This is a genomic window from Nostoc sp. C052 (genome assembly GCF_013393905.1).
Taxonomy (GTDB): domain Bacteria; phylum Cyanobacteriota; class Cyanobacteriia; order Cyanobacteriales; family Nostocaceae; genus Nostoc.
Window position 1 is genome coordinate 7108419 of sequence record NZ_CP040272.1, and the last position, 22159, is coordinate 7130577.

The 22159-nt window shown below is 41.7% G+C and carries 16 protein-coding genes; 5 read left to right on the forward strand and 11 right to left on the reverse strand.

What is annotated here, in order from left to right; genetic code table 11:
• Positions 1 to 39: 39 nt before the first annotated feature.
• The 3 genes from xseB to FD723_RS29425 form a co-directional block, all read right to left on the reverse strand.
• A complete protein-coding gene (gene xseB / locus FD723_RS29415; RefSeq protein WP_179068505.1) occupies positions 40 to 267 on the reverse strand; it encodes an exodeoxyribonuclease VII small subunit in 228 nt (75 codons plus the stop codon).
• Complete coding sequence (gene xseA, locus FD723_RS29420; protein ID WP_179069321.1) at positions 260 to 1528, reverse strand: exodeoxyribonuclease VII large subunit; 1269 nt, start codon at positions 1526 to 1528, stop codon at positions 260 to 262. Before xseA ends, xseB begins: the two co-directional genes overlap by 8 nt.
• Positions 1529 to 1589: 61 nt before the next feature.
• On the reverse strand, positions 1590 to 1778 hold the full coding sequence (locus tag FD723_RS29425) for a type II toxin-antitoxin system RelE/ParE family toxin (RefSeq protein ID WP_256874962.1): 189 nt from the start codon (positions 1776 to 1778) through the stop codon (positions 1590 to 1592).
• A 417-nt stretch (positions 1779 to 2195) separates the two neighbouring features.
• Here FD723_RS29425 and recA point away from each other — a divergent pair, with 417 nt between their 5' ends.
• The 3 genes from recA (at position 2196) to FD723_RS29440 (ending at position 4040) form a co-directional block, all read left to right on the forward strand.
• Positions 2196 to 3275, forward strand: a complete 1080-nt coding sequence (recA, locus tag FD723_RS29430) for a recombinase RecA (RefSeq protein WP_179068506.1) — start codon at positions 2196 to 2198, stop codon at positions 3273 to 3275.
• A gap of 189 nt (positions 3276 to 3464) precedes the next feature.
• Positions 3465 to 3671: a hypothetical protein gene (locus tag FD723_RS29435; RefSeq protein ID WP_179068507.1), complete on the forward strand. Its 207-nt coding sequence runs from the start codon at positions 3465 to 3467 to the stop codon at positions 3669 to 3671.
• Between the two features lie 45 nt (positions 3672 to 3716).
• Positions 3717 to 4040, forward strand: a complete 324-nt coding sequence (locus tag FD723_RS29440; protein ID WP_099103723.1) for a thioredoxin family protein — start codon at positions 3717 to 3719, stop codon at positions 4038 to 4040.
• Here the strand turns inward: FD723_RS29440 and FD723_RS29445 are convergent.
• On the reverse strand, positions 4027 to 4260 hold the full coding sequence (locus FD723_RS29445; protein WP_179068508.1) for a hypothetical protein: 234 nt from the start codon (positions 4258 to 4260) through the stop codon (positions 4027 to 4029). The two genes, FD723_RS29440 and FD723_RS29445, sit on opposite strands and share 14 nt — an antisense overlap.
• A 286-nt stretch (positions 4261 to 4546) precedes the next feature.
• Here FD723_RS29445 and FD723_RS29450 point away from each other — a divergent pair, with 286 nt between their 5' ends.
• The gene (locus FD723_RS29450) at positions 4547 to 4705 is read left to right on the forward strand and encodes a hypothetical protein (RefSeq protein ID WP_179068509.1); all 159 of its coding nucleotides are present in this window, start codon (positions 4547 to 4549) and stop codon (positions 4703 to 4705) included.
• 640 nt (positions 4706 to 5345) lie between these two features.
• On the opposite strand, the gene FD723_RS29455 is transcribed toward FD723_RS29450, so the two are convergent.
• The 3 genes from FD723_RS29455 to FD723_RS29465 form a co-directional block, all read right to left on the reverse strand.
• Positions 5346 to 7565 carry a tetratricopeptide repeat protein gene (locus FD723_RS29455; protein ID WP_179068510.1) on the reverse strand — a complete coding sequence of 740 codons (2220 nt, stop codon included), beginning with the start codon at positions 7563 to 7565 and terminating at the stop codon, positions 5346 to 5348.
• Between the two features lie 132 nt (positions 7566 to 7697).
• The gene (locus tag FD723_RS29460; protein ID WP_179068511.1) at positions 7698 to 8261 is read right to left on the reverse strand and encodes a type IV pilin-like G/H family protein; all 564 of its coding nucleotides are present in this window, start codon (positions 8259 to 8261) and stop codon (positions 7698 to 7700) included.
• A 535-nt stretch (positions 8262 to 8796) separates the two neighbouring features.
• Entirely contained in the window at positions 8797 to 10893 is a 2097-nt protein-coding gene (locus tag FD723_RS29465) for a TonB-dependent siderophore receptor (RefSeq protein WP_179068512.1), read from the reverse strand.
• Positions 10894 to 11069: 176 nt separating this feature from the next.
• Here FD723_RS29465 and hisC point away from each other — a divergent pair, with 176 nt between their 5' ends.
• Positions 11070 to 12134: a histidinol-phosphate transaminase gene (gene hisC, locus FD723_RS29470; protein WP_179068513.1), complete on the forward strand. Its 1065-nt coding sequence runs from the start codon at positions 11070 to 11072 to the stop codon at positions 12132 to 12134.
• 122 nt (positions 12135 to 12256) lie between these two features.
• On the opposite strand, the gene FD723_RS29475 is transcribed toward hisC, so the two are convergent.
• The 4 genes from FD723_RS29475 to FD723_RS29490 form a co-directional block, all read right to left on the reverse strand.
• The gene (locus tag FD723_RS29475) at positions 12257 to 12817 is read right to left on the reverse strand and encodes a GNAT family N-acetyltransferase (RefSeq protein WP_179068514.1); all 561 of its coding nucleotides are present in this window, start codon (positions 12815 to 12817) and stop codon (positions 12257 to 12259) included.
• An 85-nt stretch (positions 12818 to 12902) separates the two neighbouring features.
• Entirely contained in the window at positions 12903 to 13478 is a 576-nt protein-coding gene (locus tag FD723_RS29480) for a TIGR04376 family protein (RefSeq protein ID WP_179069322.1), read from the reverse strand.
• 247 nt (positions 13479 to 13725) lie between these two features.
• On the reverse strand, positions 13726 to 15819 hold the full coding sequence (locus tag FD723_RS29485) for a prolyl oligopeptidase family protein (RefSeq protein ID WP_179068515.1): 2094 nt from the start codon (positions 15817 to 15819) through the stop codon (positions 13726 to 13728).
• 328 nt (positions 15820 to 16147) lie between these two features.
• Entirely contained in the window at positions 16148 to 22081 is a 5934-nt protein-coding gene (locus FD723_RS29490; protein ID WP_179068516.1) for a response regulator, read from the reverse strand.
• Positions 22082 to 22159 lie beyond the last annotated feature (78 nt).

Sequence of the window (22159 nt, forward strand, 5' to 3'; positions counted from 1 at the left end):
TCACACTACTAGCCTAAACTCAAATTGAGGCTCTGGCTTTTACTCTTGGCTTAATGTTTCAATCAACAAATCTACCTGCTGTTGTCGCTGCTGCAAAAAACCTTCACACTGACGCAAATACTCCACAGCAGTCGCAAATTGGTCAAACACAGCTTCCAACTCCAACTCACCCGCCTCAATACGAGCGATAATTCCCTCTATCTCAGCCACCTTCGCCTCATAATTCCAACCTTCCTCAGAACTAGAAGCACCCTTACGTTTAACCATTCAACTCTCTGCGTCCTTGGCGTCTTGGCGGTTCGTTCACTTCCATAACCTTCACTTTAACCCCACCTTGCCCCAACTGAATCATTAACTCTTCCCCCACAGCCAACTCTACCGCCGAACGAGCGATCGCCCCATCTTCCCTTCTCACCACCGCATAACCACGCTGTAATACCGCTTTTGGGTCAAGAATAGCCAACTTCTGCCGCAATAATTCTAAATGCTGCCTTGCTTGCTGCGATCGCCCCGTTGTAATTTGCACCAAATGCTGACGCTTCCAAGCAAGCTTTTCCACCTCCTGCTGCACTTGCCGATCTAACCGCAAACGTCGCAACCGGTTTCGCAATACTTGCAGTTTATTCTCAGCATTTTCTCTAAAGTCATGCACCGCCTCATGTAAAGCGACAACTCGCTGCCGATGTTCAGTATACAACTCTGAAAGTGCTGGTACAACCATTTCCGCCGCCGCAGTGGGTGTATGCACACATACATCTGCAACTAAATCTGCTAAAGATTCATCTCGTTGATGGCCGATCCCAGTAATTACAGGAATAGAACAACTAGCCAGCGATCGCACCACTCGTTCATCATTAAAGCAAGCTAACTCTTCCACCGCGCCACCACCCCGCGATAAAATTAGCACTTCGGCGCGTCCATCTCTTTCCACCCGCTCAATTGCCTTAACGATAGATTCAGGTGCTTGCTCACCTTGTACGGTCGCCGGAGAAAATAAAACGTGTAAACCTGGATACCTTTGTCTGAGAGTTTTTTGAATATCACCCCAAGCAGCAGCCGTTGGTGAAGTGATGACAGCGATCGTTTGAGGGTGGATGGGGAGCGATCGCTTTCTTTGCGCGTCGAACAATCCCTCAGCCAGCAAGCGATTTTTGAGTTGTTGATACCGCAACGCCTGTAAACCAACACCAGCAGGTAAAGTCTGCCAAACTGATAACTGATACTCTCCCCTTTGTGGATATAGGCGAATGCTACCCAAAATAATTATTTGCTCACCGGCAACTGGCATTTGGGCGAGTTTTGGCAATTGGCTATTCCATACCACACATTTAATGCCGGCAGTGCGATCAGGATCTTGCAGCGTGAAAAATAACCCACTGCGATGATTGTTAGCACTGGAAACTTCGCCAGTTACCCAAACTTGCCGCAATTGTTCATCTTGCTCTAACAGCAAACGGATATAGTCAGTTAATCCAGAAACTGAAAGCGCTGTATCGAGAATCAGAGAGTCGGGAAGGTCGAAAGTCATCAAAGATGCCTGAAAGCATTTGTGCTGGAGAGATTCTAGCATTTTTAATGAAACCCAAAGCTTAACCGAGTAAACGCTTCAATCTTTCGTAGACATCATCATCATTGCGCTTACCGACTAAAATCACTTCTATTAAATCGCGATCAGAAAAATACCTGTAAATAATTCGATATTCACCACTATCAACTCGATATAAACCCTGATAACCAGATAGCTTCTCACTATCAGCAGGTAATGGCTCAACATTCAAAGCCAAAACCTTAAAATTCCTTCGCTACCACGCTGGAAGCGATATACATCCTTCTTTAACTAATGAAGCCGTCGTTGTCGATGATATACTAATTCGGATGGCGATCACTCCTAATTGAGCAACCTCCGCAAATGCTCACGAGTACAGTTTTACTGACAGTGTTGTTTAGGTAATTTATTTTTTCTTTGAAAACCCTTGCTTACCCAGCCAAAAAAAGCTATCTCTGAATGCAAGTTGGTATCATTGTGCAAAATTACCCTAATCTGGTAGCGATCGAGTTACGATCTTGTCACACCCCTTTTTTGATTTGAGAAGTCCTATTCCAGAATTTTCTGGTTAAAATAGTATATCTGTTCTACTCAAACTCCGACACCAACACTCCTTAAAACCATATATTAAGAGGCATTAGAAGCAGGAATGGCTATCAACACCGATACTTCTGGCAAGCAAAAAGCACTGACTATGGTGCTTAACCAGATTGAGCGCAGCTTTGGTAAAGGGGCAATCATGCGCCTGGGCGATGCTACCCGGATGCGGGTGGAAACAATTTCTAGTGGAGCGCTTACCCTAGATTTAGCATTGGGTGGTGGTTTACCCAAAGGGCGGGTAATTGAAATTTATGGGCCAGAAAGTTCTGGTAAAACTACAGTAGCGCTACACGCGCTTGCCGAAGTGCAAAGAAATGGCGGTATTGCTGCCTTCGTTGATGCTGAACACGCCCTAGACCCTACTTATGCTGCGGCATTGGGTGTAGATATTGACAATTTGCTGATTTCTCAACCTGACACTGGCGAATCAGCTTTGGAAATTGTCGATCAGCTCGTTCGTTCTGCTGCGGTTGATATTGTAGTTATAGACTCAGTAGCAGCATTGGTTCCCCGTGCTGAAATTGAAGGCGATATGGGTGATGCCCACGTTGGTCTGCAAGCGCGGTTAATGAGCCAAGCCCTACGTAAGATTACTGGCAACATTGGTAAATCTGGTTGTACAGTAATTTTCATCAACCAGTTGCGGCAAAAAATCGGTGTTACCTACGGTAGCCCAGAAACTACAACTGGTGGTAACGCATTGAAATTTTACGCTTCCGTGCGTTTGGATATTCGTCGGATTCAAACCTTGAAAAAAGGTACAGATGAATATGGTAACCGCGTTAAGGTGAAAGTCGCCAAAAATAAAGTAGCGCCGCCTTTTAGAATAGCGGAATTTGACATTATTTTTGGTAAAGGTATTTCTACCTTGGGTTGTGTTGTTGACTTAGCAGAAGAAACTGGCATTATTATCCGCAAAGGTGCTTGGTATAGTTACAACGGCGATAATATCTCCCAAGGACGAGACAACGCTATTAAGTATCTAGAAGAAAAGCCTGAATTTGCTGAAGAAATTAAGAAACTGGTGCGTGAAAAGCTAGATAAAGGCGCTGTTGTTTCTGCTAACTCTGTAGCTAAAGCCAGCGAAGAAGATGAAGAGGAAGATGTCGATTTAGAGCCAGAAGAATAAGGAATGCGGATTTATTAATCTGCAATTGCTAATAGATGGTGCGTTACAAAGATAGATGACGCACCTTATTTTTTCTAAAACGAGATTTAGACATAGTTAAATACAAGCTAAAATCCAGATAGTGAATAGCTTTGGAATGATCTACATATCCTACTTGATATTTTGGCGTAGTGGTGTGGCAAGGCTAAAATGTTGCAAAAAAATTGTAGTGGAGGCTTTGCCAAAGCCAACATCCTGATATGTGTTGGGTTGCGCTCCGCTTCACCCAACCTACGTTTAATGCACTATTCTAAGCTTGCCATGCCACTAGAAGCAGAGAATGAAGATAAAAATACTGAATTAGGCTTTCTGCTTAAAGTTGACACTAATGGCCAGCTATATGGTAGTATTTCATAGCATTATGCTAAAAAACTTTGCCTAGAATCAAAGAGTAGCCAACCCATGAGTTTAGCTGTAATTAAGTTCTCTTCAGAAGAGTGCGGCATCTGCCACAAAATGTCTTTTTATGACAAAAAGGTGGCTGAAGAACTAGGTTTAGAGTTTATCGATGTCAAGATGCAAGATACGACTGCTTACCGCAAGTATCGCAAGATTTTATTAACTCAATATCCCGATAAATCAGAAATGGGATGGCCTACTTACATCCTCTGCAATTCTCCAGAAGGGGAATTTCAGATTGTGGGTGAGGTAAAAGGAGGTCATCCCAAAGGAGAGTTTAGAAGCCGTCTGCAAGAGGTTCTGAATTCCACAGCTAATCAGAACTAATTACCTCAAAAGATTTGACCTCTAAGGCAGGGCCAATCATGGCAATAGTCATGACATCTTCGCGTACCTGTCCTTTAACTTTTGCTTTTTGTCCGGCTTTGAGTAAATCTTTGTCAGCCCCTCTGAGGATTTCGTAAGTAACACCCTCTTCTGTGACTAACGCCCATGCGCCTGTACCAATATCACGGCGTTCGATTGTACCTGTAAGTGTGATGCTCATAATATTTCTGAGTGCTGAGTGGGGAGTAGGGAATTAGGAGAGAGGCGATTAATCGCGTCTGTACAAGAGTTAGGAGTTATAAAAATTGATTTCCCATTCTCAATTTATGCAATTTTTTCTTCGTTTTTCAATGCTAGACCGAAGACCCCTTGTATATCAAAGTTTTTTGGCTCTGATCTATAATTCTACTCATCCAGAGCATTTATAACCCCGTTTTGAGGATCTTTGCAGAAATTCGCACTGCTAAAATGCTACTTACTTCCGTACCTACTTTGAGTAAACCTAATTGACAAAAAACCTAACCCAGATTCAGTGTCCCCGTTGCCAGTGGCATACTTACCGTAACGGCTGCAATCAGTGCAAGGACGGCATAATTCAGCGTTGGTATTGTCAAGATTGCGATCGCTCTTTTCAAGGCTACCGCAGTTGCCCGTGGTCGAAGTGACGAAACTTAATTTTTGTCACACTATTTTTAAAAACTCTTGCTAGTACAAAAAACTACTGTAAATTATACGTAACTTCTAATTTTTAATATGACTCAACCAGCTATTACGGATTTATTTGGTGCGAACTCTTCTTTTTCAGGCACTCCGAAAATACTAGAAATTCCCCCAATTTCCTGACCAGCTTTAACAGGCTCTAATCCCACAGCTTTAGAATTGTATGCGGCTTATAAACAAAGTATGGCAAGGAAGTTCAGCTTCTTTGCCACTATTTTTTGCTATTCAAAATTATTTATCAAGAAGAATTTAGAAGCCAAGTCGCTTCTCTACGAGACACTGCGCGTAGCTTGCTTCTTTGAGAAACATCCCAATTTTGTAAATTTACCAAAATCGTTACTTGTCATTGCGAATGAAGCGTACCCCTACCGGGATCTTGCTCCAAGAGTTGCAAAATAAAGCAATCGCAACATCTGTAGTTTGCGATTGCTTTGCTTCACTGCGTTCCACTCGCAATGACAAATTATGTTTTACACATTTGGGATGCTCCCGCTTTTCTATAAGGGCACATGGATAGAGTATTCTGAATTCTGTTAGCGCACCGGGGCGTAGCCCATTCTGAATTCTGACTCTTGAACTACGAGCTTATTTTTTCTCAATATATTTCTGCCACATTTGCTGATAAGCCTTCTCCATCTCACGAGTAAACTGCTTACCATTCCAAAGGGGTGCTGTTTGTCGAGATGCTTTCAGTTTCAAAACCACCTGCTGGCGTAAAGCTTCATCTTTACCCAAGCGCACACCCCATTCTATATACTCTTCATCTGTCCAGGCAATGCCTTCTGTAATACCCGCATTCATCATCATAGTGTAGCTGTTACGTGCTGCAAATTGTTGTCCAACTCTGGTTACTAAAGGGATACCCATCCAGAGGGTTTCTAGGGTTGTCGTAGCTCCGTTGTAGGGAAAAGTATCTAATACGATATCAGCAATGCCTAAATTAGCACGATGAACTGACTCTAAATAAACTTGTGGTAAAAATCGTAACCGAGAACAATCTACACCCTCTTCTTCAGCAATTTGGTAAAAGAAGCGTTTAATTGTTTCTTCCTCAGCCGGGCCTTTAATCAAAAAGTAGCTATTAGGTACTTGTCTGATAATTTGCATTTGCCATTTTGTCGTTTCTGGATGGCGTTTATATCCTCTTTGGGCACTGAGATATACAACGGCATCCATAGGAATATCCAAGTCATCGCGGCGGAGTGTTGGTACACCAACTTCAAAACCATCTACTGCAATGTAAGTTTGGGGTAATCGCCAGATTTTCTCTGTATAGTAATTTTGGGCATCATCTGGCAACACATAAGGATCTGCAATAAAGTAATCAATTGCAGGTATACCTGATGCATCCCACCCCAGCCAAGTAACTTGAATTGGGGCTGGTTTGAGTGCCATCACTTCACTAGTAATATCTAGAGTTATGCTATCAAGATCAATTAAAATATCAATTTCATCTTGATATATCTGGTCAGCAATTTCTAGACCATTTATGCCTAATTTATGAGCATTACCTGCCTTTTGTAGATACCAATCTCGGAGGAAATCATCTACTAATTTATAGTTCACAAAATAGGTATGAATATCAAATTTATCTCGGTCATGATGTTCAAATAACCAGCGAGCTAGCCAACCAACAGAGTGATTTCTTAAAGCGTAAGATATATAACCAACTTTTAATTTATTTGCATGGGGTGTTAAATATTGCTTATTAATAAATTTATGATTATAGTTTTTTTCTTGTGATTGTGCAAGAATTTGAATATCATTATTAAAAATTTCAGCTATCTTATTATGAATAACTCGAAATTCAGAAGGGGCATCTTTAATATGAGGTATCGCAAAAGCTGGTGTAAGCAACCGCAATATTCTTCCTTCTTCTAAAAGAATTGGTTGAGCTTCAATAAACTGTTTATATACAGTTTCTAATTCTTGACAAGTTGTACATATCTCTTGCCAATATCCACCTGCTGACATTAAACCTCTTAACATCAGATGGAGCGCAAAAATTTTATCAGCCAAACCTTCTGATAGGGAATAACATAACTTAGCTGTCTCTATCCCTTGAGAATAATTACGAGCATCTTGATAAAAAGTCGCTAAGTGCCGCAAAATCTCTACATTATCTGGTTCTAATTGTAAATGCAGTTTTAGCACGGATGCTGCTAGTAAAGGCTGTCGCAAAGTATGACCAAGTTGGATAGCAACAGGAAGCAATATACAGAAGCATTGATGAGCATCAGAGAAATAAGGAAGACTAGCTTCTATTAAATTTAAATTAATTGAATGTAAGGGAACAGAATTTAAAATTTCTTTTAAAAATTGGATTAATAATTCGGCATTAATTTCTACATTTTCTTTGTCGTTTAAGCTTTCAATTAATCCCCACTCATTCAAATCATCAATTTCTTCAAGTTTTTCTAATTTGATAGAGAGAAGAAGGATTTGAAGCAAATTATTTATATTGCTAGGATTAATTTCTCGTATATGTTGGCGAATTAACCAAGCTACAGAATATTCTGCCAGTGTTTCACGCCTTTCAGCTTCTATTTGTAAAACTTGAAATAATTCATTTGTCCAAATTGCTAACTTTTCTTCATCTGCCTCTGTCATTGGCAGCATCCAAGTCATTTGAGCTTCTGCTTCTTGCCCTTGTAATAGCAATAGTAACCCTAAATGCCAATAATAAGAAATAGCATTTGGTTCTATTTCTATTGCTTGTTCATATAAATGTGCCGCTTCCGAATATTTTTCTTGAATCAAGTATTGTTCAGCTTGATTTTGCCAATTACATATATCAGTAATCATTATGATTCTCTGGGAAAATTTTATGAGGAATACACTTTTGAAGCGCTTACATAACGGAAATAAAGTGGATAGAAGCATCTACCCACTTTAGAAAAGATTTAGTTAACAGACAAGTATACTGTTTGTCGTTGGTTACTTAGCTAAAGAGACGAAGTCGGTGTTGAGGTTGGGACAAACAGGTGCTCCAGCGGTGTAGGCAATTGTAGCGGAACTTGCATTCACACCACCGTTAACCATAGCATTTTTAGATTCACACAAAACAGCCACGGTAGTAGCTTCACTGGTAGCTTGTTGGGTTGTTACCTCTACAATACCTATATAGCTTTTGAGAGGCGCAGTGTTAAGTATTACTTGTGCCAGGTTGCTGACTACACTACCGCCTGTTAACAAGGCAGCCGAGTATTGGTAATTTACGGTTTGTGTTGCTATACCAAGACCTAAAGAACCAATTGAAGTTGTAAATGTAGTATTTTCTAAGTAATAAGCTTGTTGGGCGCGGTTCATGGAACCTACATAAGTTTTTGCTTCAGACTGCTTGGCTTTGTTAGCTTGGTTCAAGAAAGAAGGTAGAGCGATCGCAGACAAAATACCGATGATGATAATTACTACTAATAATTCAATAAGTGTGAAACCTTCGTTTTCCTTCTTTTTGTCAAGGATGTGTTGGATAAACTTTGCTTTCAATTCGGTTTTCATAAGTGTTTTCCCTGGTGTAGGAAGTGGTTGTGTGTTCTAGATGTAACTTACCCACTTGCGATCGCTTTCCTATCACCTTCAGAAAAAAAGTTTGGTGAAATGCGGTTACATAATCCCAAATCCCTGTATTTCAAAGTCCCTAGTCTACACGTCAGGCGATCGCAGGTTTCTTGTTTCCCAGTCGTCCTCTTCATACGGTAAGAGAAACCCTACGCCAGAAGCAGAGATTTTGTCATTGCACAATCTTTGACAGCTATTTTCAGGTAAATAGACTATGCGGTAGGGTCACAGCATTGCCTATTGGTGTCAACTTAAGCTGGAAATAGCTTATCTGTTGGCTTCCATACCCGCCCGGAAATAAATTTTCGGGCTAATAGCCTAAGTCTACTGAAGTAGACTGGAGGTTTTTAGTCATCTTCAGATGACTTTAGCTATGAGACGGGAATTTCAATTCCAGGCGGACAAGCGGTTTCGCGTTAAGTTGACAGCAATGAGCATTGCTTTGCCCTTACGACAGATGTACTGCTTGTAATATCTAAAAATTGGCGCTTAAACCCACACGGAAAGTAAATCCAGGACTATATATGCGATTAACTCGCTCATATTGCTCACCAAGTAGATTTTCTAAGTAAACTGTCAGTCCTAAATTGCTAGTTAGAGGTATACGACCGCTCAAATCTAAATTCACGAAAGACGGTGCAAAATCTGTAGGCTTGTCACTGGGGTTAGCGAAGACGGATCTACGAGCGCCACTATTGTAGGTAACATACAAGTTAGCCTGCCAACCGGAATTTTGATAACCCACGCCAGTTTGCAGTACAGAGTAGGGAATCAAACCTAACTGCAAACCTCTCTCTGTTCCTGTTTTGATTTGAGCATCTGTATAAGTATAGTTGAGGAAAGTTGACCAGCTATTTGCAATTTTTAATTGCAATGCAGCCTCTAAACCATTGGTATCTACTAGTCCAATGTTTGCCCATTTTCCGGCGATGACTCCCAAGCGATCGCCTATACTACTACCAAAGTAAGTAAACTGTCCAATCAGATTTTGAGAAAAATTAACATCCACTCCCGCAGTCCAAGTAGAACCCGTTTCCGGTCTTAAATCAGGATTAGGTTCCCAACCATGAACTGTATCATAAACATACAACTGATCTAACCCAGGATTGCGTTGCCCTCCCGCCCAACTTCCACGCACTGCTACTATTGGTGTGACGGCATAACGCAACCCTACACTAGGGTTAAGATAATTTCCAAATTGGCTGTCAAAGCTTTGCCTTAAGCCTAAATCTATCAAAAAATTATCGCTAATATTCCAAGTATTGACAGCAAATAAAGCTGTATTGAACAAACTCCGATCTTCAGTTTCATTTTTGGCAATACTACTAGGATTTGTACTCAAAACGTCACCGATTAAGTCGGTGTTTTTCAAATCTAATCCCCAACGCAATTTATTGTTGGTAGTAATTTTCCACTCATGATCTACCCTAGCTGTGAGTTGTTGTGTATCTAAAGCTCCTGTACGGTAAAATGCTCCGGTAGGGCCATAAGTGCTGAAATAATCTTGGTTATAACCAATTGAAGTTGTCAAATTAGAGCTTTCGCCATTACCTAGTCGAGTTTTCCAAGATAGGCCAAGGTTTAAACCATCGTGGTCTAATCTATCTCTTTGGAGAGGAAAACCAAAATAAATTAAACCGCGACGACTGCTGAGTTTAGTAACATCTAAATTCAATGAGTTTTTCTGATCTAAATCTACTCCAATACTACCAAAGTAAGTACTTGTCGCTGTGTCTGCATTTGATAAAAACCCCTGACTATCACGATTAGCTGCACCTACAGGGACGCGGTAACGGTTATCTGTAAAGAATCTTTGAAAGCTAAAGTTGTACTTGACTTTATCAGATGAACCACCATAAGTCACTTGTTGATTATTTAAACTCAATGAGCCAAATTCTGCACTCCCACTCAATTTAGGTTTGCCATAACCTTCTTTGGTGATGATATTCACAACTCCCCCAAAGGCTGAGGAACCAAATAAAGCGGAGGCTGTACCGCTATATAATTCCACTCGTTCAATTGCCTCTACAGGAATACTATTTAAATCAGTTCCGCCATGATAAGTGTTGACATTATTGTTAATTGGTCTGCCATTAATCAGAAATACAGACTGATTAATAGAGGCTCCCCGATAGTATGTACCTGTGTGAATATCTGCACCATGACCGACATCATTGATTGCAAAACCAGGCATTCTTTTCAAAATATCGGCTAAATTTGTAGCGCCCTGTTTTTGAATTTCTTCTCGATCAATTACATAAGTTGGAGTAGATTGAGGTAGATTATCTGGTTTTGCGATCGCTTCTATAGAAATGTCTGCATCATCGCTGGGAGTTTGCTCTGTTTCTGGCTGAGTTTCTTCTGGATTAACTTGAATCGGTACAGATTGTTGAGATAATAATTCGGCATTAGTAACGGGTAGCTCAATTTCACTCAAACTCGGAATATCTGAAATGACTTCGGTCGATTTATGATTATTTCTCTGCTCAATTTCACTCTCAGCAGCATAACTAGGAAACACTATCAGTAAACTCGGTAAAGCAACTGTTAGCAACAAAAAATCCTTTTTCACGTTCTCTTTCACACCAAGTAAAAACAGTTACTACGTAGCATTGTCACTGTAATAGTAAAATCGTGTCAAAAGACATGCTGTCATATTTCTAGGGTTCAGATGAAACTGTTAGTTAATTCGTAATTCGTAATTCGTAATTTATAATTCAATACGCAATGCCCAATGCCCAATGCCTTATGACTAAATACTTTCGCTCCAATGTTGATGCAATGGCTAGCTACGTTCCCGGTGAGCAGCCTCAACGCGGTACACAGATTATTAAACTTAACAGCAATGAGAACCCCTATCCTCCTTCTCCTGCCGCATTAGCTGTGCTACGGAATATTGATGGTGAGTGGTTACGGCGGTATCCAGAACCTTTCGGTGGAGAGTTCCGACAAGCTGCAAGTAAAGTTTTAGAAGTTCCTAGTGATTGGATTATTGTCGGAAATGGTAGTGATGAATTATTGAGCGTAATCATTCGAGCCTGTGTAGAACCTGGGAATAAGGTTGTTTACCCGATGCCAACTTACGTGCTATATCGCACATTAACAGAAATGCAAGCGGCGAAAATTATTGAGATTCCTTACAGTGATGACTACAGCTTACCTTTAGAAGAACTGGTTGCCGCCAATGGTTCTGTGACATTTATTGCGTCGCCCAATAGTCCATCGGGGCATGTGGTGGCAACAGATGACTTGCGAAAATTAGCTAGCCAGTTATCTGGGGTTTTGGTAATTGATGAAGCTTATGTAGATTTTACCGAAGAGAATGCCTTGGCTTTGGTAAAGGAATACGAAAACGTCATCGTGATTCGGACATTTTCTAAGGGGTACTCGTTGGCAGGATTACGGCTGGGTTTTGGGGTGGCAAATCCCCAACTGTTGCAGGGATTGTTTAAGGTGAAAGATAGCTATAACATTGATGCGATCGCTTGTGCAATTGGTACAGCTGCTATTACCGATCAAGCTTATAAAAATGCTTGTGTAGCAAAGATTAAAGCATCACGGGCTAAGTTAGCAACAGATTTGAAGCAATTAGGTTTTCATATTTGGGATTCCCAAACTAACTTTTTGTTGGCACAGCCAAGAGAAGGAAACGCAGAATATCTTTATCAAAAATTGAAGGAAAGGGGAATTTTAATCCGCTACTTTAAACAAGCTGGACTAGATGATAAATTACGTATTACTGTTGGCACTGATGAGCAAAATCAGGCTCTAGTGGAAGCACTAAATGATTTATTAGACATCTCCAGAAATTAAAGATGCGTTACCCAGAACCCTTGTAGAGACGTAGCACTGCTACGTCTCTACATTCTTTTTCGGAGATGTCTATTAAAGACTGGGGACAAGAAAGATGGGGAAAAGAAAATCTAAAACCTCGGCTACACCTGGAATTTTGATTTCTCTACTTCTGAGAAACTGCTTGTTGTAAAAAATTTACTTTCTGAGCGTTGCACAGCATATATATAGTGCGGTATGTCACGCCAGAGTGTCTCCTGAACAACCTTGAGGCCATTCTTCTGGGCAACACGCCGAGAGGGGATGTTCTCTGGGCGAATCAGGGAAATGACGCGATCGCAACCCAGGATGTTAAAGGCATAGTCCTGGCAAGCAGATGCAGCTTCAGTTGCGTAACCCTGCATTTGTTGGTCACGACGGACATGATAACCAATTTCGAGTTCTTGGTGTCCTTCTACCTCTTGCCAAACCAGTCCGCAGTCGCCGATTACCTCACCCGTCGCCTTGAGAACCATCGCCCATAAGCCGAGGCCGTGCTGTGCATAGCTGCGGCAATGCCGATCAATCCAATTTTGCACCATCTCGCGGTCAAACGGCTTTGGGTAGTAGCGCATCGACTCCGCATCACCGAGAACAAGTAGTAGCGCGTCGAGGTCAGAAGGCGTTATTTCCCGCAAAAATAGGCGTTGAGTTTCCAATATCATTAGTGAATCCTCATTTAGCCATTGTCTAGTTTATCTTGATTTTTTCTATCAAGCGATCGCAACCTGAGACTGAAAGTAAAATATTTTACTTTTGCATATTCCGCTTCATTTGTTCTAGTTCATCCTGAGTTTCCCAGCTACGGAACTTATCTTCTAAGTCATCAAAACTACTAGAATAACTGCTAGTTTGATTCGACCAGCCAACGGTTTCAAAACGCTGCTGGGTTTGCGCTTTAGCACGGGCTGTCTGTGCTTCAGCGGCTTTAGCTTGCACCTCTTGTCGCCGCTGCTGAATTTTTTGCAGTAGTTCCTGAGATTGCTGAATGCGTTCTTTCAGCCCTTGCATCTGTCCCCAACGCTGATTTCCTTCACGTAACAATGCTGCTTCTCGTTCACCCGCAGCCGCCGCCAAATCTTCTCTACCAGCGTTTTTAGCTTTTTGAATACGGATATGCCAACGCTGAATTTCTTGAGCGGTAGACAGAATTTCTTCTTGCGATCGCTTCTCTTGTAATTGTAAATCTGCGATCAGCTTTAATGTGTCTTCTTCTTGCTCACGCAACTGTTCTAGCAGCGCCTCTAACTCCAAATGTGGATTGCTACGCAAGAATTCTTCTAAACGGTTTTCTAGAAACCGACTCAAATCATCAAATAAGCCCACTGCTAAAACTCCAGAAATCGGGTGCGTGACTATCTTATTGTATTGACACTCGTACATTGTCGGGACAATCTGAATTCAGAAGTCAGAATTCAGAATGGGCTACGCCCCGCTGCGCTAACAGGAATCACAATAAATAAGTGGTGGATTCAGACCCGCCACTGATTATTTGCCTTTGGCGTCTCCCTTTGGGAGAAGAACACTAAATCGTAGATTTAGTGGGGAGGGCATTGCCTACGCCACTAAATCGCTAAAATTTCACATCTAAAGTACGCACCAAAAAAGCCCATTTATCTGCGGCTTCTTCAATAATTTTAGCTGTGGGTTTACCCGCACCATGTCCGGCTTTAGTCTCAATTCTAATTAAGGTTGGTGTATTACCTGTGTGAGCCGCTTGCAAAGCTGCGGCAAATTTGAAACTATGAGCAGGGACAACGCGATCGTCATGATCGGCCGTGGTAATCAAGGTTGCTGGGTAAGCTGTATTTGGTTTGATGTTGTGTAATGGCGAATAAGCATACAGTGCTGGAAACTCTTCTAGGTTATCTGCTGAACCAAATTCGGAAGTCCAACCCCAACCGATGGTAAAGTTCTGGAACCGCAACATATCCATGACGCCGACTGCTGGTAAAGCTGCACCAAACAAATCGGGACGTTGGGTTATGCAAGCACCCACTAATAAACCACCGTTACTACCACCTGCGATCGCTAACTTCTCAGTCTGAGTATACTTGTTAGCAATCAACCACTCAGCAGCACCAATAAAGTCATCAAAGACATTCTGCTTTTTATCCTTCATTCCTGCTTGATGCCATTCTTCGCCGTATTCTCCACCACCGCGGATATTAGGCATCGCATAGATACCACCCATCTCCATCCACACCAACAGACTCACAGAAAAGCTAGGTGTGATTGAGATATTAAAACCGCCATAAGCATAGAGATAAGTAGGGTTATTACCATCTAATTTAATACCTTTTTTGTGGGTAATAAACATTGGCACTATAGTACCATCTTTGCTCTGATAAAATACTTGTTTTGTCTCATAATCATCAGGATTAAAATCTACCTGTGGCTGGCGGAAAACCTCGCTTTGTCCTGTCACCAAGTTGTAGCGATAAATAGTACCTGGTATGGTAAAGCTAGTAAAACTATAAAAAGTTTCAGTATCATAACGCTTACCACCAAAGCCTCCGGCTGAACCAAGTCCGGGTAGTTCTACCTCTCGAATAAATTCACCTTTGAGGTTAAAAATTTTGATTTGGCTGTGAGCATCCTTGAGGTAATCAGCAACAAATTGGTTATTAAGTATACCGACGCTTTCCAAAGTTTCCACAGATTGAGGAATGATTTCTCGCCAATTTTCTGACGCAGAGTTTTTCGTATCAATGGCAATCACTCTTCCCCGTGGTGCATTTAAATCTGTGCGGAAATAAAAGACGCTATCATCATTGTCAATAAAGCTGTAATCTGCCTCAAACTGATTAATTAGTTCTACGACTTCTGCATTAGAGTTAGTCAAATCTTTATAGAAAACTAAATTTTTTGAGTCAGTACCCAGCCAAATTGAAATTATTAGATAGTTTCCATCTTCAGTAACATCACCACTAAAACCCCATTCCTTTTGGTCAGGACGATGGTAAATTAAAACGTCTTCTGATTGGTGTTTACCTAATTGATGATAGTAGAGTTTTTGATAATAGTTAACATCTTCTAATTGAGTTTTTTCATTTGGTTCATCGTAGCGACTGTAGAAAAAACCTTGATGATCGTGTGTCCAAGATGCACCAGAAAATTTAATCCACTTTAGATTGTCTTGGAGGTCTTCACCAGTTTCAACATCGCGTACTTTCCATTCTTGCCAATCAGAACCAGAAGACGATAGACCATAAGCTAAAAGCCTACCATTCTCACTAATAGATAATCCCGAAAGAGCAACAGTGCCATCTTCTGAGAGTTTATTCGGGTCGAGTAAAACTTTGGGTTGATCGTCGAGGGTTTTCAGAGTGTAAAGGACACTTTGGTTTTGCAGCCCGTCATTTTTAAAATAAAAGTAGCGTTCGGTGGAACCGTCTCGCAGAGATTCGCCTTCTTTAAAAGGGATACCATATTTTTCATAATCCCAAAGTTTGGTAAGGCGTTGTTTAATTTTTTCCCTAGCAGGAATTTCACTCAGGTAGCCAAAAGTAACTTGATTTTGTGCCTCAATCCAAGTCTTTGTTTCTTCAGAGTCAGGATCTTCTAGCCAACGGTAAGGATCTGCGACTAAAGTACCGTGGTAATCATCGACTTGATTACTCTTGTGGCTGGATGGGTAGGTGAGCGGTTTTTCAGAATCAGGCATAGTCTTAGGTCAAAAGTGCTTCTTTACATACTACAAAGATAGACCCAAGACGTGGAGTATAGAAACGGAGAAAGGTATCACCGAAACAGCACTACTGAACCTCGTTCTCAGCCTGGAGGCTGGGAACCTATTCTGAGAGACTCTGACTCTCGTCAAGCCAAACACTTGTAGAGACAGGGATTTATCGCATCTCGAAAACCCAAAATTGTTGCCAGTAGTCCTTAACCCAAGCGTATTAGGTTAAAACAAGAGACGCGATAAATCGCCGTCTCTACAATAATCAGTCTTTCGCCAACAGTTCTACAAGGTGTTTCTCAAAATTGTGAAACTAAGCATTACTTGTAGTGGTAATAAGTTTCTCCCCTTTCAGCATTCGCGCTGCGGCTTCGAGGAGAGCTTCTTCGAGATAAGGCTTGGTAAAGTAGCCACTAGCACCAAGTTGAGACGCAATTTGTCTGTGCTTGTCTGCACCCCGCGAGGTGAGCATGGCGATCGGTAAGTGATTGAGGTTAGAGTCTTTCTGAATCCGAGAGAGTAATTCCAGACCATCACAGCGGGGCATTTCGATGTCGCAAAATACGATATCGCAAGGTAGACCGGAACGAAGTTTATCCCAAGCTTCCTGACCGTCACGCGCTTGTTCTACGCGATAACCTGCCTTATTAAAGGTTAGAGATAGCAATTCTCGGACGGTAATCGAGTCATCGACAATTAGCACTGTCGGATCAATCTTCGCAGGAGAAGTATCTGGGGGAGTGGTTTTTTGTTGCCAAGAATTGCCACCAGTTTGTGTAGAAATCCGTCCCTGGAAGATGTCAATTATTTCCAGCACGTCAGCAATGGGCATAATTCGACCATCACCCAGGACTGTAGCACCAGCTACACCAATTGGTTTAGGGGCTGGCCCTTCAAATTGCTTAATTACAATTTCTTGTTCGCTCAACACCAGGTCAATCTGTAGAGCAATCAGGGTATTTGCCGATCGCACCACAACCACAGAAACCATATCATCATCTCTGGTGCCGCCATAGACATTACCACGACTGATTTGGCGATTGAAGGTTAAAAGTTCCTTCAGAGGTCGGAATGGCAGCACTGTATCACGCCAGGAAATAAATGATTGCCCATTAGCATCATGTTGAATATTTTTGACGGGAATATCTAGCGTATCTTCTACACCATCCATCGGGAAGGCAATTCTGGCTCGATCTGAGACGCAGCAGAGGGCTTTACAAATACTTAGAGTCAGTGGTAAACGAATGGTGAAGGTGGTTCCCTTGCCAATAGCAGAATCGGTGTTTACTGTTCCCCGAATTTCGCTAATCTCGGAGCGCACTACGTCCATACCCACACCACGACCGGAAATTTCATCGGCTTGGTCTTTAATCGTAAAACCAGACTGGAACAGCAGATCGTAGACTTCCAGGCGAGACATGGCTTTAGCCTGTGCTTCTGTAAGCATACCAATCTTCACCGCCTTAGCCTTAACCTTTGCAGAGTCGATACCTGCGCCATCATCACCTACAGAAATGATCGTTTGGTTGCCTTGGTGGAAGGCGCGGATAGTAATGATTCCTACGGGTGGCTTACCAACAGCTTGCCTCTCTTCTGGGGTTTCAATACCGTGAGCGATCGCATTATTCAGCATGTGAGTCAGCGGATCGGTCAGATGATCCAAAATCATCTTGTCAATTAAGGTATCACCACCTTCGATCACCAACTCTACTTGTTTGCCACACTTAATAGCATTGTCACGCACTCCTCGCCGCCAGCGATCGATAGTTTGGGCAAAAGGCACCATTCGCGCTCTAGTTAATCCCTCTTGTAACTGGGTGGTTACTTGGCGGAATTGCCTTGCGACTCGCTCGGTTTCTTCGGTAACAAAATCAATGTCACTAGCCGACTCACGCACTCGCACAATGCGCTCAATCATCTGTTGTGAGAGTGTATGGAAGGGAGTAAAACGATCCATTTCTAACTCGCTAAAACCCCTTTCGGCGTTGGAATCTGGCGCTTGAAAGCCTGGGTCTTTCTTTTTGCGTCCAGCTAACAGAGAGGCTTCTAGGAGCGATCGCTCGTACAATTCCTGCATCCTGGCGCCGACATCTGAGAGTTGTTGTACCTGAATCAGCAAATTATCTAACGACTGCCGCAGCCGTTCATGATCCTGCTCTAAGGTATTGCGGTTTACCACCAACTCCCCAACTAAATTACTCATATCGTCCAGTTGTTTCACTGGAACCTTCATCGTTTCTTCAAATCTGGCAGCCCGACGAGTAGAGGGGCGGGTAGCTTTGTTGGTGTTAGATTTGACTACAGGAGAATGGGATATTGTTTGATCTGCTTCTGCCAGCAACTTCTCCAAATCACCAAATTCATCTTTGATCGCTGGTGATGGAATGGGATTTTTCGGCAAGACTGGTTGAATGTCTTGGGGTTGGGCGCGATCGCTATCTGTACCTAACAATTCTTCCAGGGCAGCAAAATCTACTTCTGGTATCTCTTTAGTTTTGGAGATGGGTGCTAATTCCTCTCCTAGTAATGCTTCCAAGTCTGCAAATTCATCTTCTGAAGCAATCTGTTCAATAGGTTCTGTAGTTGCCAATTCTTCAGTCGGGGCAATGATAGCATTTTCTGCAACTTCAGATGTCTCTCCTAAATTCCACAAATCGTTTTCTACATCTTCCTGAATAACCGTTTGTGTGAAGTCATTGATAGCTTTTGAGTCAATTTTTGTCGTATTTTCTTCCTGATTTACTGCTGATATCAGAGTCGTTGCTGTCAACAATAAATCACTTTCAAAATCTGTATTTTCCGTGAATTCAAAGGTTGTTTCTAAATTATTATTCTCATCAGTCTCTAAAACTTCTGAGCTTGTCTGGGCTGAATCTGAAGTTTCACCAAAACTAATAGTTTCTGATAGTTCATCCACAGATAATTCTGTGGGTTCCATCTGAATATAGGTGGAGTCTGTGACTACATCTTCAAACAGCAGTTGCGGATTTTCATCGAAGGAACTGAACAAATCTACTGGCTGTGTTTCAGTTAATTCTGAATCTGAAGTTTCACCAAAACTAATAGTTTCTGATAGTTCATCCACAGATAATTCTGTGGGTTCCATCTGAATATAGGTAGAGTCTGTAACTACATCTTCAAATAGCAGTTGCGGATTTTCATCGAAGGGTCTGAATAAATCATCTGGCTGTGCTGTGGCTGATGCTGAAGTTTCACCAAAACTAATAGTTTCTGATAGTTCATCCACAGATAATTCTGTGGGTTCCATCTGAATATAGGTAGAGTCTGTAACTACATCTTCAAATAGTAGTTGTGGATTTTCATCGAAGGAGCCGAACAAATCACCTGGCTGTGTTTCGGTTAATTCTGAATCTGAAGTTTCACCAAAACTAATAGTTTCTGATAGTTCATCCACAGATAATTCTGTGGGTTCTATCTGAATATAGGTGGAGTCTGTGACTACATCTTCAAATAGCAGTTGTGGATTTTCATCAAAGGGGCCGAACAAATCACCTGGCTGTGCTTCGGTTAATTTTGAATCTGAAGTTTCGCCAAAACTAATAGTTTCTGATAGTTCATCCACAGAATTATCTGTAGGTTCCATCTGAATATAGGTAGAGTCTGTGACTACATCTTCAAACAGCAGTTGCGGATTTTCATCGAAGGAACTGAACAAATCTACTGGCTGTGTTTCAGTTAATTTTGAATCTGAAGTTTCACCAAAACTAATAGTTTCTGATAGTTCATCCACAGAATTATCTGTAGGTTCCATCTGAATATAGGCGGAGTCTGTAACTACATCTTCAAACAGCAGTTGTGGATTTTCGTTGAAGGGGTCTAATGAATTAGCTTCCAGAGCAACACCAAATATCTCTGAGGGCTGATTAGTAAATTCTGGAACAACATCTAAAGCTTCTGGTTGTTGTGCGAACGACGGCGTTTCAGTCGTAGAGGCATCGTTGATTATCGGGGAAGCAGTTGAGTTAATTGGTGCTAACTCATCAAATAAATCATCTCCAGAATTCGATGATAATATCAAATCTAGCTGTTCTTGATGCTGAAAATTGATATCAAAATCTTCTTCTATGTCAAAACTGGCTATAGAAGAAGGTATGGATTGCTGACTATCTGCAAAAATATCATCAGCCGCCGCAGTAAACAAACTCTCATCCAATGCCCTTTCCACATTCTGCTCAATTAAGGAATCAAATTCGTCTTTTTCCTCCGTGGTTTCCTGGTTCCAGAAGTTGCTCAGATCGTTTTCTGATTGAGAAAACTCTGGTGCTGTTGTTGGAGATGTATCGAATAAATCACCACTTTCTGATTCACTTGTCGGCAGTATTGTCTGTTCTTCCATATCTGCAAATAGGTTGTCCAAAGACAAGCCTGTTTGCTGGGGTAATTCTATATAGTCACTAGGGGTAATTTCTTCTACCCAATTTGCATTTCTAGTTTCTAAGAATAAGTTATCAAAACTGTTTTGTTGGTTGTTAGATAGTTCCACACTGGCGAAAGCGTCAGTTTCGGGTTGAGTCACTTCGCCAGTTGATAATAGTTCTTCTTCATCTAGTGCCAGTGTCAATAAATCTTCAACTACACTATTTTGGTCAATATTTTCAGGAGTTTGATTTATATCACTAGGAATATCAATAAATTCTTGTAAATTTTCGGGGGAAGAAGAGTCTAAATTTATATCAAGTACGTTAAAATCACTCAACTCTAGAGTCGTAGCAGCTGTTTGTTGATTTTGCGGTTCGGAATTATCTTTTTCTAGGAAATTGTCGCCAAATAACAGGGATAAATCTTCTGCCGCAGTTGTGGTTGCTGGTTGCTGCGTGTTGCTTGTGTCTTGATCAAAGGAGAGTAAATCGGATAAATCGCCATCAGCAGCCTCAGCGTCAGTGCTACTGAAGTCAATTCCAAAGTCATCGGTAGCAACAATATCTAAGGTTTCTTCTTGATGCCAGCTTTCATCTAGTTCGGGAGTTTCACCTTCAAATAAATCGGCAAGGGTATTTAACTCAGCTATTCCTACCTCTGGCCCGTGGGGGTCAATATTGTTACTAATTGGATGTGCTTCGTCATGTGTGGTGAAAGCAAGACTGGTATGAGTTGCAGCGTTTAGTGGTGTCCCTTGCAGAATATAGAGGCGATCGCTTCTATCTTCCTCTAGATTCAGTTCTTCTGTTTTCTGGGTTAACGGCTCGGTGTTAGCAGATAGAATTGGCTCTGATTCTGTCAAAGTCGCAGACTCTTCATCAAACAAATCAGGCGTAATTTCTAATAACTCAATTTCTGTAAAGCTCAAAAGTGCTTCTAGTTGCTGACTGATTGCAATTTCGGCTTCTCTACCTTGCAGAACTAATTCTTGAGCTTGTTTGATTTCCGTAATGACAATTTTAGCTAAAGTCAGATAAGTATTTTCGGGATTAGCGATCGCACTAGCTGCTGCTTGGCACAAACCGCACCACTTAGGCAAATTCCAAGTCTCACCAAGTTTGACTAACTGGTGACAGCATTGCTGGAGGTTTTGCCGAGTTGAAGGGGTTGTGGTTTGCTTAAATAATTGCAACATTTCCCGCAGTCTTTGCAGCACTTGGGCTTGAAACTCGCCCCAATTATTTTCTTTAGCTGTGACTGGCGCGAGTCTGTGGGTGTCTCGCACTTCCTGGGGTATTACCGAGTCTGGAGATTCCTGATGGGTGTCTTCTGCCAAACTGGGAATATCTCGCCGCAGGAAAAGTTCTGTAAGTGTGGAGACATTTTCTACAGAGTTTGTGTGTAGTTCTGTGGCATCAGAACTGCTGGCTACTCCACTCTTTGCTTGTTCTACAAGTAGTTCTAGATGTTCATACAGCCATTTAAAAACTGGCTCTGTTTCTGACATCAAAGTATTAGCGGCATCTTCGGAAAGACCATAAGGCCCGCTCAAATGCTCTAACAGCGATTTTAAGGTATCAGATACACCAAGAAATAAAGACTCTAATTTTTGGTCAATCTGAACCGGATTATCTTTAAGAACTTTAAAACAATCTTCCAGACGGTGGGAGGTATGCTGGATGCTAGTTAATCCAAGCATCGCCGCTCCTCCTTTGATGGAGTGAGCCGCCCGGAAGACTTCACTGATCATTTCCGGGTCGTTCAAAGTACCCTCTAAATTCAGTAAGCCTTGCTCAATGGTATTCAGGTGATCCCTGGCTTCTTCAATAAAGTAACCCAAAATCCGCTGTTGTTGTTCCGGCAGCATAGCAAAATTTATCAGTTATGAGTTATGAGTTATGAGTTATGAGTTATGAATTATGAGTTACAAGTTGTGATTTTTATT

Bases quoted from the DNA above. Each gene is read 5' to 3' on its own strand.
- xseB (WP_179068505.1), bottom strand. From the start codon at position 267: ATGGTTAAACGTAAGGGTGCTTCTAGTTCTGAGGAAGGTTGGAATTAT.
- xseA (WP_179069321.1), bottom strand. From the start codon at position 1,528: ATGACTTTCGACCTTCCCGACTCTCTGATTCTCGATACAGCGCTTTCA.
- recA (WP_179068506.1), top strand. From the start codon at position 2,196: ATGGCTATCAACACCGATACTTCTGGCAAGCAAAAAGCACTGACTATG.
- FD723_RS29435 (WP_179068507.1), top strand. From the start codon at position 3,465: ATGTTGCAAAAAAATTGTAGTGGAGGCTTTGCCAAAGCCAACATCCTG.
- FD723_RS29440 (WP_099103723.1), top strand. From the start codon at position 3,717: ATGAGTTTAGCTGTAATTAAGTTCTCTTCAGAAGAGTGCGGCATCTGC.
- FD723_RS29445 (WP_179068508.1), bottom strand. From the start codon at position 4,260: ATGAGCATCACACTTACAGGTACAATCGAACGCCGTGATATTGGTACA.
- FD723_RS29455 (WP_179068510.1), bottom strand. From the start codon at position 7,565: ATGATTACTGATATATGTAATTGGCAAAATCAAGCTGAACAATACTTG.
- FD723_RS29460 (WP_179068511.1), bottom strand. From the start codon at position 8,261: ATGAAAACCGAATTGAAAGCAAAGTTTATCCAACACATCCTTGACAAA.
- hisC (WP_179068513.1), top strand. From the start codon at position 11,070: ATGACTAAATACTTTCGCTCCAATGTTGATGCAATGGCTAGCTACGTT.
- FD723_RS29475 (WP_179068514.1), bottom strand. From the start codon at position 12,817: ATGATATTGGAAACTCAACGCCTATTTTTGCGGGAAATAACGCCTTCT.
- FD723_RS29485 (WP_179068515.1), bottom strand. From the start codon at position 15,819: ATGCCTGATTCTGAAAAACCGCTCACCTACCCATCCAGCCACAAGAGT.
- FD723_RS29490 (WP_179068516.1), bottom strand. From the start codon at position 22,081: ATGCTGCCGGAACAACAACAGCGGATTTTGGGTTACTTTATTGAAGAA.